15 protein-coding genes are annotated in these 15842 nt (G+C 72.1%); 5 read left to right on the forward strand and 10 right to left on the reverse strand.

Translation table 11 applies throughout. The features are described from left to right. Window positions 1-70: 70 nt before the first annotated feature. Complete coding sequence (locus ACFWHU_RS28320; protein ID WP_387228401.1) at window positions 71-598, forward strand: hypothetical protein; 528 nt, start codon at window positions 71-73, stop codon at window positions 596-598. A 75-nt stretch (window positions 599-673) separates the two neighbouring features. Here the strand turns inward: ACFWHU_RS28320 and ACFWHU_RS28325 are convergent, their stop codons facing one another. From ACFWHU_RS28325 to ACFWHU_RS28355, 7 genes are all read right to left on the reverse strand, one after another. Beyond that, window positions 674-856 carry a hypothetical protein gene (locus ACFWHU_RS28325; RefSeq protein WP_387228255.1) on the reverse strand — a complete coding sequence of 61 codons (183 nt, stop codon included), beginning with the start codon at window positions 854-856 and terminating at the stop codon, window positions 674-676. Window positions 857-1002: 146 nt separating this feature from the next. Then, entirely contained in the window at window positions 1003-1560 is a 558-nt protein-coding gene (gene tsaE, locus ACFWHU_RS28330) for a tRNA (adenosine(37)-N6)-threonylcarbamoyltransferase complex ATPase subunit type 1 TsaE (protein WP_385791559.1), read from the reverse strand. Next, window positions 1532-2776 carry an alpha/beta fold hydrolase gene (locus tag ACFWHU_RS28335; protein ID WP_387228258.1) on the reverse strand — a complete coding sequence of 415 codons (1245 nt, stop codon included), beginning with the start codon at window positions 2774-2776 and terminating at the stop codon, window positions 1532-1534. The genes tsaE and ACFWHU_RS28335 overlap by 29 nt, the downstream gene beginning before the upstream one ends. Further along, the gene (alr, locus tag ACFWHU_RS28340; RefSeq protein ID WP_387228260.1) at window positions 2773-3987 is read right to left on the reverse strand and encodes an alanine racemase; all 1215 of its coding nucleotides are present in this window, start codon (window positions 3985-3987) and stop codon (window positions 2773-2775) included. Before alr ends, ACFWHU_RS28335 begins: the two co-directional genes overlap by 4 nt. Window positions 3988-4325: 338 nt before the next feature. Continuing rightward, a complete protein-coding gene (gene tgmC / locus ACFWHU_RS28345; protein ID WP_387228262.1) occupies window positions 4326-5525 on the reverse strand; it encodes an ATP-grasp peptide maturase system methyltransferase in 1200 nt (399 codons plus the stop codon). Beyond that, entirely contained in the window at window positions 5522-6502 is a 981-nt protein-coding gene (gene tgmB, locus ACFWHU_RS28350; RefSeq protein ID WP_387228264.1) for an ATP-grasp ribosomal peptide maturase, read from the reverse strand. The genes tgmC and tgmB overlap by 4 nt, the downstream gene beginning before the upstream one ends. A gap of 3 nt (window positions 6503-6505) precedes the next feature. Then, the gene (locus ACFWHU_RS28355) at window positions 6506-6739 is read right to left on the reverse strand and encodes a putative ATP-grasp-modified RiPP (protein WP_387228403.1); all 234 of its coding nucleotides are present in this window, start codon (window positions 6737-6739) and stop codon (window positions 6506-6508) included. A 282-nt stretch (window positions 6740-7021) separates the two neighbouring features. Here ACFWHU_RS28355 and ACFWHU_RS28360 point away from each other — a divergent pair, with 282 nt between their 5' ends. Further along, window positions 7022-8254 (forward strand): XRE family transcriptional regulator, encoded by a 1233-nt coding sequence (locus ACFWHU_RS28360; RefSeq protein ID WP_387228266.1) that lies wholly within the window; start codon window positions 7022-7024, stop codon window positions 8252-8254. Window positions 8255-8309: 55 nt separating this feature from the next. On the opposite strand, the gene ACFWHU_RS28365 is transcribed toward ACFWHU_RS28360, so the two are convergent. From ACFWHU_RS28365 to glmS, 3 genes are read right to left on the reverse strand one after another with little or no spacing between them, the layout of a single operon-like run. After that, a complete protein-coding gene (locus ACFWHU_RS28365; RefSeq protein WP_385791571.1) occupies window positions 8310-9755 on the reverse strand; it encodes an NAD(P)H-hydrate dehydratase in 1446 nt (481 codons plus the stop codon). A 29-nt stretch (window positions 9756-9784) separates the two neighbouring features. Further along, window positions 9785-10153, reverse strand: a complete 369-nt coding sequence (locus tag ACFWHU_RS28370; protein ID WP_383838186.1) for a holo-ACP synthase — start codon at window positions 10151-10153, stop codon at window positions 9785-9787. A 30-nt stretch (window positions 10154-10183) separates the two neighbouring features. Beyond that, the gene (gene glmS, locus ACFWHU_RS28375) at window positions 10184-12031 is read right to left on the reverse strand and encodes a glutamine--fructose-6-phosphate transaminase (isomerizing) (RefSeq protein WP_387228269.1); all 1848 of its coding nucleotides are present in this window, start codon (window positions 12029-12031) and stop codon (window positions 10184-10186) included. A gap of 175 nt (window positions 12032-12206) precedes the next feature. Here glmS and ACFWHU_RS28380 point away from each other — a divergent pair, with 175 nt between their 5' ends. The 3 genes from ACFWHU_RS28380 (at window position 12207) to coaA (ending at window position 15822) form a co-directional block, all read left to right on the forward strand. Beyond that, window positions 12207-14117 (forward strand): hypothetical protein, encoded by a 1911-nt coding sequence (locus ACFWHU_RS28380; protein WP_387228271.1) that lies wholly within the window; start codon window positions 12207-12209, stop codon window positions 14115-14117. Between the two features lie 144 nt (window positions 14118-14261). Beyond that, on the forward strand, window positions 14262-14690 hold the full coding sequence (locus ACFWHU_RS28385) for a pyridoxamine 5'-phosphate oxidase family protein (protein WP_385791575.1): 429 nt from the start codon (window positions 14262-14264) through the stop codon (window positions 14688-14690). Window positions 14691-14820: 130 nt separating this feature from the next. Then, entirely contained in the window at window positions 14821-15822 is a 1002-nt protein-coding gene (gene coaA / locus ACFWHU_RS28390) for a type I pantothenate kinase (protein WP_385791769.1), read from the forward strand. Window positions 15823-15842: the final 20 nt, after the last annotated feature.

Below are 15842 nucleotides of genomic sequence, written 5' to 3' on the forward strand. Positions count from 1 at the left end.
GCTGCTACCGTCACCACCGAGACGTACGTACGAGAGGTGGATCAAGGTGTCCAGGAGCAGCTCGGGATTCGTGGCCGGGCTCACCGCGTTGGCCGTCGCCGGCGTCGGTTTCCTCGCGTACCAGGCGTCGGCGAACGTGCCGGACCGGTTCGCGGGGCCGAAGAAGCCCAGCTCCTCGGCCTCCGCCTCCCCCGCACCCGAGAAGTCGAAGGAAGCGCACGCGGTGCCCGCGAAGTCGGGCACCGGTATTCGTGTCGTCTACGCGCTGGACGCCAAGCGTGTGTGGCTGGCGGGCGGGCCGGGGCAGAAGCCGCGGACCTTCGTGGTCATGCCGAGCACGGTGAGCCCGCCGCCCGGCACGTACAAGGTCACGTCGCGGTCGGAGAAGGTCACCGGGTCGGACGGCGTGGACATCGAGCACGTGGTGCGGTTCGCGAGCGTGGACCAGGTCGCGATCGGGTTCAGCTCGGCGGTCGACGGATCGATGGCGAGTCCGGACCCGACGCTGAAGACGGGCGGCGTGCGGATGAGGACGGCGGACGGCGACGCGATGTGGACGTTCACAACCGTCGGATCGAAGATCGTCGTGGTCCCGTAGTCGCGTCCCGCAGTCCGCAGGCCCGTAGTCGCGTCCCGCAGTCCCGTGGTCCCCGTAACGCTTCGCGGTACGGCGCTACGCGGCGTCCTCGGCGTCCGTGGCCTCGCGCACCCCGGCCGGGATCTCGGTCGGCGGGGTCGATAGGGCGCTGGCCGCCGCGCACGATGCCAGCAGATCGCTCATCGACACGGACGAGGGATCGGGAGACTGGACCGTCGGCTCCGACGGTCGCGTTTCGGTGCTCTCTGATGCCGGCATGGATGCCTCCTGAGGCTCCGGGGGCAAGCTTGGTTAGGTAGACCTAACCAAATCTCGTTTACCATGTGACCACGGGCCGCACGGCACACGCAAGAGTTTACCGACGTCTTGTCGGAAAGCACGGACGCCCGGTCGCGGTGAACGTCTCAGACGGCCAGTGAGGCCAGGTCGACGCCCGACCAGCGTCCGCCGATGCCCGTCAGGGTGACCTCACGCCGGTCGTCCTCGGCGGCGAGCGGATCCACGGCCCCCACGAGACGGTCGATCACCACGTGCAGCCGGTCGTCCGACAGCTCCTCGACCTTCCCGTCGCCCCACTCCACGACCACCACCGAGTCCGGCAGCGACACGTCGAGGTCCAGATCCTCCATCTCGTCCAGACCGCCGCCGAGCCGGTAGGCGTCCACGTGCACGAGCGGCGGTCCCGAGGTCAGGGAGGGGTGCACCCGCGCGATGACGAAGGTCGGCGAGGTGACCGCGCCGCGTACGCCGAGCCCGGCGCCCAGTCCACGGGTCAACGTCGTCTTCCCGGCGCCGAGTTCGCCGGTGAGCATCACCAGGTCGCCGGGGCGCAGCAGAGCGGCGAGCCTCCGGCCCAGCTCGCTCATGCGTTCAGGTGAGTCGACGGTGACACGGGCGGTGATACGGGCCGTCGCGGCCGTGCGGTCGCCGGTCTCAGCTGCCGGGCTGTGCGGTGCTTCCATACGAACCCACGTTAGTGGCTGCCGGGACGGCGCCCACCCGTACCAGCAGGTCGGCGAGCCGGTCGGTGACCGCCTCCGGATGCTCCAGCATCACCAGATGGCCGGCGTCGGGCACGATCACCAGCTCGGAGTCCGGCAGCAGGTCCGCGATGGCCTCGCTGTGCGAGCTGGGGGTGACGAGATCGCGGTCCCCGGCCAGTACCAGAACCGGGATGTCCATGAAGACCGGCAGCGCGTCCGACTTGTCGTGCTCGGTGAACGCCGGGTAGAACTCCGCGACCACATCGATCGGGGTCCCCTCGATCAGCCGCTCGGCGAACCGTGCGACGGCCGGGTCCACGTCCTTCGAGCTGAACGAGTAGCGCTTGATCAGCCCGGCGAAGAGATCGGCGGTGGCCCGCCGGCCCCGCTCGACCAGTTCGGTCTGCGAGCCGAGCGCCTTCAGTACGCCGGGAAGTACGCGGCGTACGGCGTTCACCCCCGCCACCGGCAGCCCGAAGCTGACCTCGCCGAGCCTGCCGCTGGAGGACCCGACGAACGCGGCGCCGACGACCCGGTCCCGTACGAGCTCGGGGCAGTGGCCCGCGAGGGCCATCATCGTCATACCGCCCATGGAGTGGCCGACGAGGACGACGGGGCCCTCGGGCGCGGCCTCGTCGATGACCGCCCTGAGGTCGCGGCCGAGCTGGTCGATCGAGACGGGCACGCCGTCCGGGCCCTGCTGCGCCGCGCCCCGGGCGGAGCGGCCGTGGCTGCGCTGGTCCCAGAAGACGGTCCGCACCAGACCGCGCAGCGCGGCACGCTGGAAGTGCCAGGAGTCCTGGCTGAGGCAGTAGCCGTGGCTGAAGACGACGGTGACGGGCGCCGGGGCCTTGCGGCCGAAGAGCCGCCGGCGGCGCGGGGCGCCCGCGCCGGTCTCCGGGTCGATGTCGTCGACCTCGAAGTACAACTCGGTGCCGTCGTCGGCGACGGCCGTACCGGGGGTGCCGCGCAGCGCGCCGTACGGACCCGCCGAGTCGAGTGCGAGCCGGGCCTTCTTCCGTATGCCGCGGCCCACGGTCAGCCGCTCGATGGCGACGCCCGCGGCGGCGCCGGCGGCGATCACGCCTATCGCCGTGCCCGCGATACCGGCCAGCCGCCAGTTGCCCGCGCCGTTGGCGGCGTCGGCCGCCTTCGCGGCGGCCGACGCCAGGTCCCCCGCTCTGCTCTCGCTCAACGTCCCGCTCCTCGTCCGTCTCCGCCGACACCCTCTTCATGCCCATCCGCCCCGTCCACATAGACGCGGGGAACGCGGGGACCGATACGGGTCACGATCTCGTACGCGATGGTGTCGGCCGCCTCGGCCCAGTCGGCGGCGGTCGGCTCACCCCTGTCCCCGGGCCCGAACAGGACGGCGGGCGCGCCCTCCTGGACGGCGTCGGCGTCCGGGCCGTTACCGAGGTCGACCACGAACTGGTCCATGGCGATCCGCCCGGCCACCCGCCGCACCGCCCCGCCGACGAGCACGGGGCCCCGGCCGGACGCGTGGCGCGGGACGCCGTCCGCGTACCCGAGGGGGATCAGGCCGAGGGTCGTCTCGGCGGAGGTGCGGTACCGGTGGCCGTAACTGACGCCGTGTCCCTCGGGGACCCGCTTCACCAGGGCCACGGACGCGGCGAGCGTCATCACGGGCCGCAGCCCGAAGTCGGCGGAGCTGCCCAGTTCGGGGCTGGGGGAGATGCCGTAGAGCGCGATGCCGGTCCGTACGAGATCGAAGTGCGAATCGGGGAGGGTGAGGGCGGCCGGGGAGTTCGCGATGTGCCGGACCTCGGGCTCGATACCCGCCTTCTCGGCGTACGCGACCAGTTCGTGGAACACATCGAGCTGCGCGGCGGTCGACGGGTGGCCGGGCTCGTCCGCGCACGCGAAGTGCGACCACAGGCCGGTGACGCGGACGGTGCCCGCGACCTCGGCGGCGCGGGCGGCGGCGACGAGTTCGGGCCAGTCGGCGGGCTGGCACCCGTTGCGGCCGAGCCCGGTGTCGGCCTTGAGCTGGATCCGTGCGGTCCGCCCGGCCTCCCGCGCGGCCTCGGTCACCTCGCGCAGGGCCCACATCGCGGACACGGACATGTCGAGACCGGCCTCGATGCCCTCGCGCCAGGGGTCGCCGGGGGTCCACAGCCAGCACAGGATCGGGGCCCGGATCCCGGCGTCACGCAGCGCGAGCGCCTCGTGGGGTGTCGCGGTCCCGAGCCAGTCCGCCCCGGCGTCGAGCGCGGCCCGTGCGCAGGGCAGCGCGCCGTGCCCGTAGGCGTCGGACTTCACGACGGCCATGAGGCCGGCGCCGGGCGCGAGGCGTGCCCGCAGGGCGCGGACGTTCCCGCGGAGCGCCCCGAGATCGATCTCGGCGCGGGCACGAAGGGGCGAGGTGGGTACGGTTCCGGTCATCCCCCCCAGTCTCTCAGAGCACCTGGGGCGCCCCTGGGACGGCGGGGCCGTCGGCCCGTTCGGTGGGGGCGATACGCCCTGTGAACCACTTGGCGCCGTCACACGGCTGGCACACCTCCCGGCACGACGCACTCACCCCTACGACACACCCCGGCATGCCCGCCTCCCGCCTCCACCGCGAGTTGCGGGGCGTGACGATCATGGAGCCTTGATCTGCTCGGCGATCTCCTCGGCTATGCAGTCGGCGAGCCACATCTCGTACACGTCGTCCTCGCCGTCGCCGAAGCAGCGCCGTACCCGATTCCGGACTGCACCGGGAGCGGACGGACAAGCGGTGCTCAGGGCCGGGGTAACGGCAGGCCGGGCATCCGCAGGTGCCGCAGGTGCTGCCCGCCGTCGTGCACGTGCAGCGTGAACGTCTCCGGCCCCGGCCGGTCGGCCGCGTCGTAGGCATCAAGGACACGCTCGACGCACTCCCACAGCTTCACCGGACCGCCCTCGCGTACCTGCCACGCACCGTCGTCAGGGGTGAGGGTGGCGGCCGAGCCAGTGACGACGTCGATCAGGTGCACGACCTCGCCGACGGTGGTCATCTGGGCGTCGGGCACGGCGCTTTGGGCGAGGAACCGCAGGTGGAACGCCTCCTCGGTCGCGGCGCTGACCCGTTCGGGGCTGTGCCGCGCGCTGCGGGACTTCTCGGGCAGCCCCGCGGCCCAGTGGGCGGGGTTGCCGAATGCCGGAGCCGCGTGCGCGCGGGCCGACATGAAGGACACGGTGCCGCCCAGCAGATGCCCCTCGGCTGTGCCGTCCTCGGCGACGGCGAGCAGGACACGAGCGTACCCGTAGAGCCAGCCCGACAGGATGAGCAGAATCTTCCCGCCCGGACGGGCCTGCGCGAGCAGGCTCGGGGGCACGGCGCGGAAGGAGCAGGCGGCGACGATCCGGTCGAACTTCGCCTCGGGCCAGTACCCGTACAGTCCGTCGGCCACGGCGAGGGTCGGGGTGTAGCCGCACCCGTACAGCGCGTTCGCGGCTGTCTCCAGTCGGCGCGGGTCCACCTCGATGCTAGTGATGTCGCGGGAGCCGAGCCGTTCGCAGGCGAGCGCGGTCGAATAGCCGGTCCCGGTGCCGATCTCCAACACCGTGTGCCCCTCGGCGATCTCGGCGTCTGCCCACATGCGTACGACCAGGGACGGCAGCGTGGAAGAGGAGGTCGGCGCTCCACCGTGGCGTACGGCCGGCTGTGTCCAGTCGGGTTCGTCGCCGTCGAACTGCGTGATGAGCGTCGTGTCGGAGTACGCGGTGGCCAGCCATCGACCGTGGTCGAGTGCGGCGCTGACCGGCTCCCACACCGTCAGCCCGTGCCCGTCCCGTTCGACGGTGGGCAGATAGAAGCCTGGCACGAACCGGTGCCTGGGCACCGTCTCCACGGCCTGCCGCCAGGCCGGATCGGCAAGGACACCGTCCTGGGCAAGGGCCTTCGCCATCGCTTCCCGCAGCAGCAAGGCGTCCTTCTCCAGATCGGCGGGCATCGTCATCGCCTGCCGCCTCCTTCCGTGCTCAGGATGTCGGCGAACGCGGTCGTGATGGCCGGCGCGTCCGGAAGCCAGCCCCACTGGCCGTTCGGATTGCACTCGATCGCGGTCCAGTGCGCCGGGTCGTCCCCGTCCCCGGTCAGGGCGAAGTCGAAGCAGCCGAAGAGCAGGCCGAACGACGCCAGATAGCTGTGCAGGGCGGCCTCGATGGGGGACGGGACGGTGATCGGGGCGTGAACCAGCTCGTCCCAGTCGCCTCTGCGCCAGTCCAGGGCACCGTTCGGGGCGGCGAGCTGCTGGGCGAATACCCGGCGGCCGACCACGGTCACCCGCGCATCGGCCGTCTTGGGGACTTCGGCCTGGAAAAGGTGTGCGGTCACCGCCAGTGCGGCGTCGAAGGTATCCGGATCGACGCGCTGGGCCCAGATCGCTCCGGTGTACCCATCCCCGCCGGGGGGCAGGCCGCGGAACGTCTTGCAGATGACGCGCTCGTGTTCGGCGGCGAACTTCCGCGCCGCCTCGACGTCGTTGGTGACAAGGGTCGGCGGGATCGTCAGGCCCAGCTCGATGAACCGCTGGAGTTGTAAGGGCTTGAAGTCGGCGTGGGCCACCGCCGAGGGGTGGTTGACGTACATCGCGCCGTGCAGGTGGTTCAGGACGCCACCGAGCCCATGCCTTGCCTCGGTCGCGGCGAACTCGCGCTGCTGCTGCGGCAGGTGCTCGAACCGCGCGGCGTACGGGGTGGGGCGGCGGTAGTACACCGCCGCCACCTCCCCAAGCTTCACCTCCCGGCTCACCGTACGCAGTCGGCCACCCCACCCAGGGCTGTCCGCACCGATGCGAAACCCGAAGGTCAGGCCGGGCCCGATGTCAGCGGGATCGAGACGCGCGACGGGCACCTCACGCTCGTTCAGCGCGTCGATGACCCAGTCCGCGGTGACGTCTTCCAGCGCGGTGACGACCAGGACGGTGGAAGCCATCGGTCAGTCCGACTCGTAGTCGGTGGTGTGGTCGTCCTGCGTTTGCTCCGGCGGGCTCTGCCCGTCACCGCCCCCGGACATCGGCGCGGTGCCGGTCGTCTTCGAGGTGCCGTGCTTGCCCATCTCGACCACCTGGCCGGCGGAGTCGGTGTAGCGGGCGGTCTGCGTGACCGGGTCGAGCGTCACCGTCGCGTACGACGGCGGGCCGGCCCGAAGCCGGTCGGTGACGAGCCCCATCGCCCACGGAGCCCGGAGTGCACGTGTCGCCATGGGTTGTCCCCTTCCCCTTTGTGCCAGTGACGGTCAGCCGGGCGGATCCGGCAACCTGTCGATTACAGAGCAACGGGCCCTGTTCGCACCATCATTCGGGTGTCATCCCCCTGTCATCTCCCTCCCACCGATCGACCGACGGGGCGGCCACCCGACTGCTTTCATAGGAGGGTGGACGAACTCATCCGGCATCCTCTGGCATACGCGCGAGGCCTGCACGGCTGGTCCCAGTCCGACCTCGCCCAGCAGATGAAGAACGCCGCCCGGCAACGCGGTCTGCGCGCCGGTACGTCCCGTCAGCGTGTGTCCCTGTGGGAGAAGCGCGTCGTCCCGGACGAGTTCTCCCAAACGCTCCTGTCCGATGTCTTCGACATCCCCGACGAACAGGCAACGGCTCTGGGCTGGCCTCACTGGCTGCCCGGCCACGAGACGCCCGCCTCCCTCGGGGCAGGGCTGACCGTCGCCGTTCTCAGAAAGGCCGTATTGATGGCCGTCGACCGCCGCACCTTCTTGGCCCTCACTCCGGCCGCCGTCGGCTCCCTCGCCCTCCAGTGGGCCACGATCGAACCGGCGCCGGCCGACGGCGTCACCGGCGGACGTCCGGTGGATCCCGCGTTCGTCGGCTGGCTGGAGGAATCGGCCCAAGGCCTCACCAGCCTGCCTACGGCGCACCGTCAGAACACAAGTCCCCTTCTGGACGGGCACCTCGAAACCGTCGTGAACCTGCTGGAGCACAGCAGCTACAACCGCGCCCTGGGCAAACGTCTGCACACCCTGGCCTCAGCCCTCGCCCAGACCGTCGCCTGGCACCGGTTCGATCACGAGCACCACGCGGCGGCCAACCGTTACTGGCATGCGGCCGTGCACTCCGCCCATGAGGCCGGAAACACCGACATGGGCGCCGGGGCACTCTCCGATATGGCCTACCAGAGCATTTGGCTCGGCCGGCCCCGCGCCGCTGTGGAGTGCCTGGGCCACGCACTCTCGCGTGCCACGAACCCCACGGCCCGCTCCCTGCTGTCTCTGCGAAAAGCGCGAGCGCACGCGATGCTCGGCGAAGCCCGAGACTGCTACCGCGAACTCGCGCAAGCCGAAAAGCTCCTCAACTCGACCACCGAGGAGGCACCCAGATGGTGCGTCTGGATGAGCCCCGCCGACCTGGCGGTGGACACCGGCAGATGCCTGATCGATCTTGGCCGCCCGCGCCGCGCGCATGATCAGATCACCCAGGGCGTCAGTCTCCTGCCCAGCGCCCGGGACAAGACAAAGGCGGTTTTCCTCGCCTATGAAGCGGAAAGCCTGCTGGCCGGGGGCGAGGTCCAACAGGCAGCGGAGCTGGCTCGCCGTTCCCTCACCCTCGCCAGACAGATCGGCGCATCGCGCTGCGTCCAGCAGATCCGCGACCTGTCCGGCAGATTCTCGGCGTACGGCTCCGAACACGGAGTCGAACTCCTGCGACACGATGTCGCCATGGCGAAGTGAAACCGGGGGCGGCGCCCCGGTTTCGGAAAGGGTCGGGGTCGGGACCGGGGAAGGCTCAGCCCTCCGCCGACACGTCCCGCCACGCCATCCGCAGCGCCGCCCCCACGTCCTCCGCGCTCACCGGCGCCCCCCGCGCCGCACTCCGCGCCGCCAGACCGTGCAGATACGCCCCCACCGACCCCGCGTCCCGCGCCCCGAGGCCCGCCGCGAGCAGGGAGCCCGTCAGGCCCGAGAGGACGTCGCCGCTGCCCGCCGTGGCCAGCCAGGGGGTGCCCGTGGGGTTCACCCGGACGGGGAGCGCGGTGTCCGGGTCGGCCACCAGGGTCGTGGAGCCCTTCAGCAGCACCGTCGCGCCGTAGCGCGCCGCCAGTTCCCGTACCGCCGTCAGCCGGGCCGACTCGACCTCCTCACGCGGTACCTCCAGCAGCGCCGCCGCCTCCCCCGCGTGCGGGGTGAGCAGCGTCGGGGCCGTACGCGCCCGTACGACACCGGCGTCCAGCCCGCGCAGACCGTCCGCGTCGACCAGGACCGGCACGTCGGACGCCAGCGCGTCCCGTACGCCCGGCTCCTCGCCCAGACCGGGACCGACCACCCACGCCTGGACGCGGCCCGCCTTCGCCGGCGGACCCGCGTGGACCAGCGTCTCGGGGAAGCGGGCGATGACCGCGTCCCCGGCGGGCCCCACGTACCGCACCGCCCCCGCGCCCCCGCGCAGCGCGCCCGCCACCGCGAGCACCGCCGCCCCCGGATAGCGCGCCGATCCTGCGACGACACCGACGACACCGCGCCGGTACTTGTCGCTCTCACCCGTCGGCACCGGCAACAGCCGTGCCACGTCCGCGTGTTGGAGCGCCTCCAGCTCCGGCACCGACGGCAGCACGGCGCCGAGCCCGATGTCGACGAGCCCCACGGCCCCCGCGTACTCGCGTGCCGGGTCGATCAGATGGCCGGGCTTGTACGTACCGAAGGTCACCGTCACGTCCGCGCGCAGCGCCTCCCCCACCACCTCGCCGCTGTCCGCCTCGACCCCGCTCGGCAGGTCGACGGCCACCACCACCGCGTCCGAGCCGCGCGCGGCCCGCGCCACCGGTACGGCGTCGGGCCGCAGCCCGCCGCGCCCGCCGATGCCGGTGATGCCGTCCAGGACGAGATCTGCGGCGGCCAGTACGTCGAACGGGTCGTCCACCACCCGCCCGCCCGCGCCCGACAGCGCCGCGAGCCCGCCCTCGTGCGCGCGCCCCGCCGCCAGCAGCACCGCCGACACCCCGGCCCCGCGCCGCGCCAGCCGGGCACCGGCGTACAGCGCGTCGCCGCCGTTGTCGCCGCTCCCGACGAGCAGCACGACCCGCGCCCCGTACACCCGCCCTCTCCGCCGCAGCAGATCCGCGCACGCGGCGGCCAGTCCGGCGGCCGCGCGCTGCATCAATACGCCCTCGGGGAGCCGGTCCATCAGCTCCCGCTCGGCGGTCCGTACGCTCTCCACGCTGTACGCAGTACGCATGGCACGAGTCTGCCGCACCGGACGCGGCGTCACCCCTCCGCGATCACAACCGCCGACGCGATCCCCGCGTCATGGCTGAGCGACACATGCCAGGCCCGTACGCCGAGTTCCGCCGCCCGCGCCGCCACCGTCCCCCGTACCCGCAGCCGGGGCTGCCCGCTCTCCTCGACGTACACCTCGGCGTCCGTCCAGTGCAGCCCGCCCGGTGCGCCCAGCGCCTTGGCCAGCGCCTCCTTGGCCGCGAAGCGGGCGGCCAGTGAGGCGATACCGCGCCGTTCGCCGCTCGGCAGCAGCAACTCCCGCTCCGAGAAGAGCCGGTCGGCCATGGCCGGTGTCCGCTCCAGCGACGCCGCGAAACGTTCGATCTCCGCGACATCGATCCCCACCCCGATGATCACTGCACAACCCCATCCCTCACTCGCCGTGGCTCACTCCACCGTCACGGACTTCGCCAGATTCCTCGGCTGGTCCACCTCGTTGCCGCGCGCCGTCGCCAGTTCGCACGCGAAGACCTGCAACGGCACCGTCGCGACCAGCGGCTGAAGGAGCGTCGGCGTCACCGGGATACGGATGAGATGGTCGGCGTACGGCACCACCGCCTCGTCCCCCTCCTCCGCGATCACGATCGTCCGCGCTCCCCGCGCCCTGATCTCCTGGATGTTCGACACGATCTTGTCGTGCAGCACCGAACGCCCGCGCGGTGAGGGTACGACGACCACCACCGGCAGGTCCTCCTCGATCAGCGCGATCGGTCCGTGCTTCAGCTCGCCGGCCGCGAAGCCCTCGGCGTGCATGTACGCCAGTTCCTTCAGCTTCAGCGCGCCCTCCAGCGCCACCGGGTAGCCGACGTGCCGCCCCAGGAAGAGCACCGTCCGCTTGTCGGCGAGGGAGCGCGCCAGCTCCCGTACCGGCTCCATCGTCTCCAGCACGCGCTCGACCTCGCACGAGATGCGCGACAGTTCGCGGATCACGGCCCGGATCTCGTCGCCGTACTTCGTACCGCGCAACTGCCCCAGATACAGCGCGACCAGGTAGCAGGCCACGAGCTGCGTCAGGAACGCCTTCGTGGACGCGACCGCGACCTCGGGGCCCGCGTGCGTGTAGAGGACGGCGTCCGACTCACGGGGGATGGTCGAGCCGTTGGTGTTGCAGATCGCGAGGACCGTGGCGCCCTGGTCGCGCGCGTGCCGCAGCGCCATCAGCGTGTCCATCGTCTCGCCGGACTGCGAGATCGCGACGACGAGGGTGCGGGTGTTCAGGATCGGATCGCGGTAGCGGAACTCGCTCGCCAGCTCCACCTCGCACGGAATCCGCGTCCAGTGCTCGATGGCGTACTTCGCGATCAGCCCGGCGTGGAAGGCGGTCCCGCACGCCACGATGACGACCTTGTCGGCCGCCCGCAGCACACGCGACGGGATCCGTACCTCGTCCAGGGTCAGCGAGCCCTCGGCGTTGATACGGCCGAGGAGGGTGTCGGCGACGGCCTTCGGCTGCTCGGCGATCTCCTTGAGCATGAAGTAGTCGTAGCCGCCCTTCTCGGCCGCCGAGGCGTCCCAGTCGACGTGGTAGGCGCGCACATCGGCCGGCGCGCCGTCGAAGCCGGTCACCGTCACACCGTCGCGGCGCAGCTCCACCACCTGGTCCTGGCCCAGTTCGATCGCGGAGCGCGTATGGGCGATGAAGGCCGCGACGTCGGAGGCGAGGAACGACTCGCCGTCGCCCACGCCCACCACGAGCGGCGAGTTGCGGCGCGCGCCCACGACGACGTCCGGCTCGTCCGCGTGCACGGCGACCAGCGTGAACGCGCCCTCCAGCAGCCCGCACACCTGCCGCATCGACTCCGCCAGCTCGCCGCACGAGGAGAACGCCTCGGCGAGCAGATGCGCCACGACCTCCGTGTCCGTCTCGGAGACGAGGTCGTGCCCGCGGTCGGTCAGCTCGGCGCGCAGCGCGGCGAAGTTCTCGATGATCCCGTTGTGCACGACGGCGACGCGGCCCGCGTTGTCGGCGTGCGGGTGGGCGTTGGCGTCGGTCGGGCCGCCGTGCGTGGCCCATCTGGTGTGACCGATGCCGGTGTTGCCGCTCGGCAACGGCCCCTCCACCAGCGCCTTCTCCAGATTGACGAGCTTGCCCGCCTTCTTGGCCGAGGCCAGTCCGCCATCGGCGAGGACCGCGACACCGGCCGAGTCGTAGCCGCGGTATTCGAGCCGCTTGAGACCGGCGATGACCACATCGAGCGCCGACTGTCCGCCGACGTAACCCACGATTCCGCACATGGTCGGCACCCTACGGCGGCCGGTCCCGCGGCCCCGGCAGCGCTCGCGCGCGACACCCGGCCACCTCGGCCCACCCGGTCCCACCTGGGGCGACCGCCGGACGCGGCTACTCCATGCGATACGGCTTTGTCACCGAAAGCCTCTGGTGGCGGCCACCCCCGACAGCTTTCAATGGATGACCGTGACGATGACCGCGACGCTACGCACCTTGATCACCCTGCCGCGGATGCTCCGCCACGGGGCCGCCGTCGGCGCCCATCTGCCCCCCGACGCGGCCGTCGTCCTCGACCCGCCCGCGCCGGAGCTGCGCGCCGCGCTCACCGCGGCGTACGCCGGTGACCACGGGCCCGCCAGGGATCTGCTCGCGGCGACCCGCGTCGGCGCCGAATGGGAGCGGCGTGGCGGATACGTCCCACGGCTGGCCGAGAGCGCGCTGCACAGCCCCGGCTGGCTGGACGCCTGGCTCGCCGAGTCGCCGCGGGACCCGGACGCCGTACTGGTGAAGGCCGAGCACTGTGTCCAGCAGGCGTGGGAGATACGGACGAGCGCGCGGGCGAGCAGCGTCTCGCGCGACCAGTTCCAGGCGTTCTTCGCGCTGCTCGACGACGCGGTCCCGGTGATCGGCGCGGCGGCCGAGCTGAACCCCACCGATCCGGTGCCGTGGCAGGTCGCGCTCACCCACGCGCGGGGCAGCCAGGCGCCGCGCGAGGTCTTCGACGCGTACTGGGCCGAGGCGACCACCCGCGCGCCGCACCACTACGGCTGCCATCTCTCGGCGCTCCAGTACCTGTGCGACAAGTGGTACGGCTCGCACACGGAGATGTTCGACTTCGCCGAGCGCGCGGCGGAGCACGCTCTGCCGGGCTCCAAGCTGCACGCGCTGCCGCTGCTGGCGGCCGTCGAGTACGACGTGGTGGCCGACGGCACTCCGGCGGAGGGCGACCGGATCGACCGGTCGCGGATCCACGCCGCGCTGAAGCGGGCGCAGGAGCTGTCGGACGCGTACCCGCAGGGTGATCCGGAGGTGGCGGGTCTCCGTAACCATCTGACGCTGATGCTGGTGCTGGCGGACCGGCACGGGGAGGCGCTGGAGCAGTTCCGGGCGGTGGGGGTGCACGCGACGGAGTACCCGTGGGCGTATCTCGGGGACGCGCGGGAGGAGTTCCTGGAGTTCCGGTCGGGGGTGCGGATGCATGTGGCGGCGCGGGTGCCGTTCTTCTCGCGGCCGAGACCGCCGGTGCCGGGGGCTCGTACGGAGGCGGTCGCGCCCTCCCCCCACCCCGCTCCGGCCTCCCCTGTCACCCCGCACTGCCTCGCGCTGGTCGCGGCCCCGCCCCACACCGTCGCCGACGCCGCGCTCATGTGCGGTGTCCCGCTGCGCATAGCCCCGGCGCCCGGTCGGTCCTCGTACGTCGAGCTCGCCGCCGGCCCCGAGCCCGGCCTGCGCGCCACACTCCTCGGCGAGGACCGGCTCACGGCCGCCGCCGACAACTTCACCACCGGTGAACCCTGGCCCGCGCTGGTCCTGCGGCGGACGGGCGACCGGTACGGCTTCACACTGCTCCACAAGGGCAAGAAGGTCGCCGACCACGACTGGGATCCGGCGGCGCCGGTCCCGGACCACGCCGCCGTCGCGGCCACGGCCGGCACCCTGACGACGGTGTACGGCGTCGCCGACACCCGCCCGGTCACCAACCTCCTGCGCGGCTCCGACGATCCGGCCCGCCGCCAGTCCGCCCTGCTCGCCGCACTCGGACTGCCCCCGCTCCCGGCGGACTTCGGCACCCGCGACGAGGTCCTCACCACCCTCGCCGACGCCCGGGTCCTGGCCCGGCGCGGCTTCTTCGGCGGCATAGTCGACACCCTCTCGGGCGACCCGGCGGGCCGCCCGACACTCCCGCGCCGACCCCGCTGGTGGGTACTGCGCGTCGCGGCACTGCTGCTGTTCGTCCCGGTGATGGCGTACGCCTGGTGGTCCCCGGACATCGGCTGGTTCCGCGCGTCACTGTCGACGATCGCGACGTGCTACATCGCGGGCCAGCTGACGGGCGCGTGGCGGCGGCGGGGGCGGATCAGGAAGGGCTGACGCCGGTGTCGGCCCGGCCCGGCCCGGCGGGGGCGCGGTCCCTACGTCGGCGGTGGAGATCCGCACGGCACTCCGCGGTGCCGCGCGCGTTGGTCCATGCTGACAAGGCAGGTGTGAACCGAAAACCCATCGGAAGGACCCGTGATGAGCACCGACGCCAGTTCGCTGACCACCGAGGACCTGGAGTTCCTCCAACGCCCCCTGCACGGGCTCCTGTCCGTGGCCGCGGGCCCGATCCCGGCGCAGCCACGACCGGTGTGGTTCGAGGCCACCGCCGACGGCACGGTCCAGCTGTTCACCGGCCCGGACACGGTCAAGGTACGGCGCCTGCGCCGCGATCCCCGCGCCTCGATCGTCGTCGCGGCCCCGGTGGGTGAACGCGAGCGCTGGGTGTCGGTCGCGGGCGGCGTCACGATCGAACCCGACGGAGCGCACGACCTGGCCTCCCGCCTGGCCGCCCGCTACTGGGACCTCGGCGACCCGACCCGCGCCGCCGACCTCGCCGGGATCCTGGCCGAGGACCAGGTCCGCCTGGTGATCCACCCGGAGAAGGTGAACCGGTTCGCGTACTGACCGCTCTCGCGGCCCGGTCGGGCCGCGAGAGCGCCGAGCGCCTGCGAGGCCGGGGTTCCGGTGTGTCCAGGGCCGGCGTGATCCACCCCACCCCCCACAACCACCCCCCACCCCCGACAATGGCGACGTGATCACACCGTCTTCGCCGTCACGGAGCAGCGTCCAGCGTCGGGCCGAGCATGGGCCGACACCCTTCGTCGATCTCAGCCGCGCCGAGTGGAGCGCGCTGCGCGACAAGACACCCCTGCCGCTCAGCGCCGAGGAGGTCGAGCGGCTGCGCGGGCTCGGGGACGTCATCGATCTGGACGAGGTGCGGGACGTCTATCTGCCGCTCTCCCGGCTGCTCAATCTGTACGTGCAGGCCACCGGCCAGTTGCGGGGCGCCCTCAACACCTTCCTCGGGGAGGCCGGCAACGGGCAGGGCGCCCAGCTCGGCACGCCCTTCGTAATAGGGGTCGCCGGGAGCGTGGCCGTCGGGAAGTCGACCGTCGCGCGGCTCCTCCAGGCGCTGCTCGCCCGCTGGCCCGAGCACCCGCGCGTGGAGCGGGTGACCACCGACGGGTTCCTGCTGCCGATGAAGGAGTTGCAGGCGCGCGGTCTGATGTCGCGCAAGGGGTTCCCGGAGTCGTACGACCGCCGGGCGCTGACCCGCTTCGTCGCCGACATCAAGGCCGGCAAGGACGAGGTGACCGCGCCCGTCTACTCGCATCTGAAGTACGACATCGTGCCGGGCGAGAGGCTCGTCGTACGGCGCCCCGACATCCTCATCGTCGAGGGCCTGAACGTCCTCCAGCCCGCCCTCCCCGGCCAGGACGGCCGCACCCGCGTCGGGCTGGCCGACTTCTTCGACTTCAGCGTGTACGTCGACGCGCGCGCCGAGGACATCGAGACCTGGTACCTGAACCGCTTCCGGGAGCTGCGCGAGACGGCGTTCCAGAATCCGTCCTCGTACTTCAGGAAGTACACCCAGGTCTCGGAGGACGAGGCCCTCGCCTACGCGCGCACCACCTGGCGCACCGTCAACCGCCTCAACCTGCTGGAGAACGTGGCGCCGACCCGCGGCCGTGCCACCCTGGTCGTCCGCAAGGGACCGGACCACAAGGTCCAGCGGCTGTCACTGCGGAAGCTCTGAGCGCGGTCCGCCTGAAGAGA

The sequence above is a fragment of the Streptomyces sp. NPDC060366 genome (assembly GCF_042725135.1).
Classification (GTDB): Bacteria; Actinomycetota; Actinomycetes; order Streptomycetales; family Streptomycetaceae; genus Streptomyces.

Bases quoted from the DNA above. Each gene is read 5' to 3' on its own strand.
- ACFWHU_RS28365 (WP_385791571.1), bottom strand. From the start codon at position 9,755: ATGCGTACTGCGTACAGCGTGGAGAGCGTACGGACCGCCGAGCGGGAG.
- tsaE (WP_385791559.1), bottom strand. From the start codon at position 1,560: ATGGAAGCACCGCACAGCCCGGCAGCTGAGACCGGCGACCGCACGGCC.
- glmS (WP_387228269.1), bottom strand. From the start codon at position 12,031: ATGTGCGGAATCGTGGGTTACGTCGGCGGACAGTCGGCGCTCGATGTG.
- ACFWHU_RS28355 (WP_387228403.1), bottom strand. From the start codon at position 6,739: ATGGGGCTCGTCACCGACCGGCTTCGGGCCGGCCCGCCGTCGTACGCG.
- ACFWHU_RS28360 (WP_387228266.1), top strand. From the start codon at position 7,022: ATGAAGAACGCCGCCCGGCAACGCGGTCTGCGCGCCGGTACGTCCCGT.
- alr (WP_387228260.1), bottom strand. From the start codon at position 3,987: ATGACCGGAACCGTACCCACCTCGCCCCTTCGTGCCCGCGCCGAGATC.
- ACFWHU_RS28325 (WP_387228255.1), bottom strand. From the start codon at position 856: ATGCCGGCATCAGAGAGCACCGAAACGCGACCGTCGGAGCCGACGGTC.
- tgmC (WP_387228262.1), bottom strand. From the start codon at position 5,525: ATGACGATGCCCGCCGATCTGGAGAAGGACGCCTTGCTGCTGCGGGAA.
- ACFWHU_RS28380 (WP_387228271.1), top strand. From the start codon at position 12,207: ATGACCGTGACGATGACCGCGACGCTACGCACCTTGATCACCCTGCCG.
- ACFWHU_RS28385 (WP_385791575.1), top strand. From the start codon at position 14,262: ATGAGCACCGACGCCAGTTCGCTGACCACCGAGGACCTGGAGTTCCTC.
- tgmB (WP_387228264.1), bottom strand. From the start codon at position 6,502: ATGGCTTCCACCGTCCTGGTCGTCACCGCGCTGGAAGACGTCACCGCG.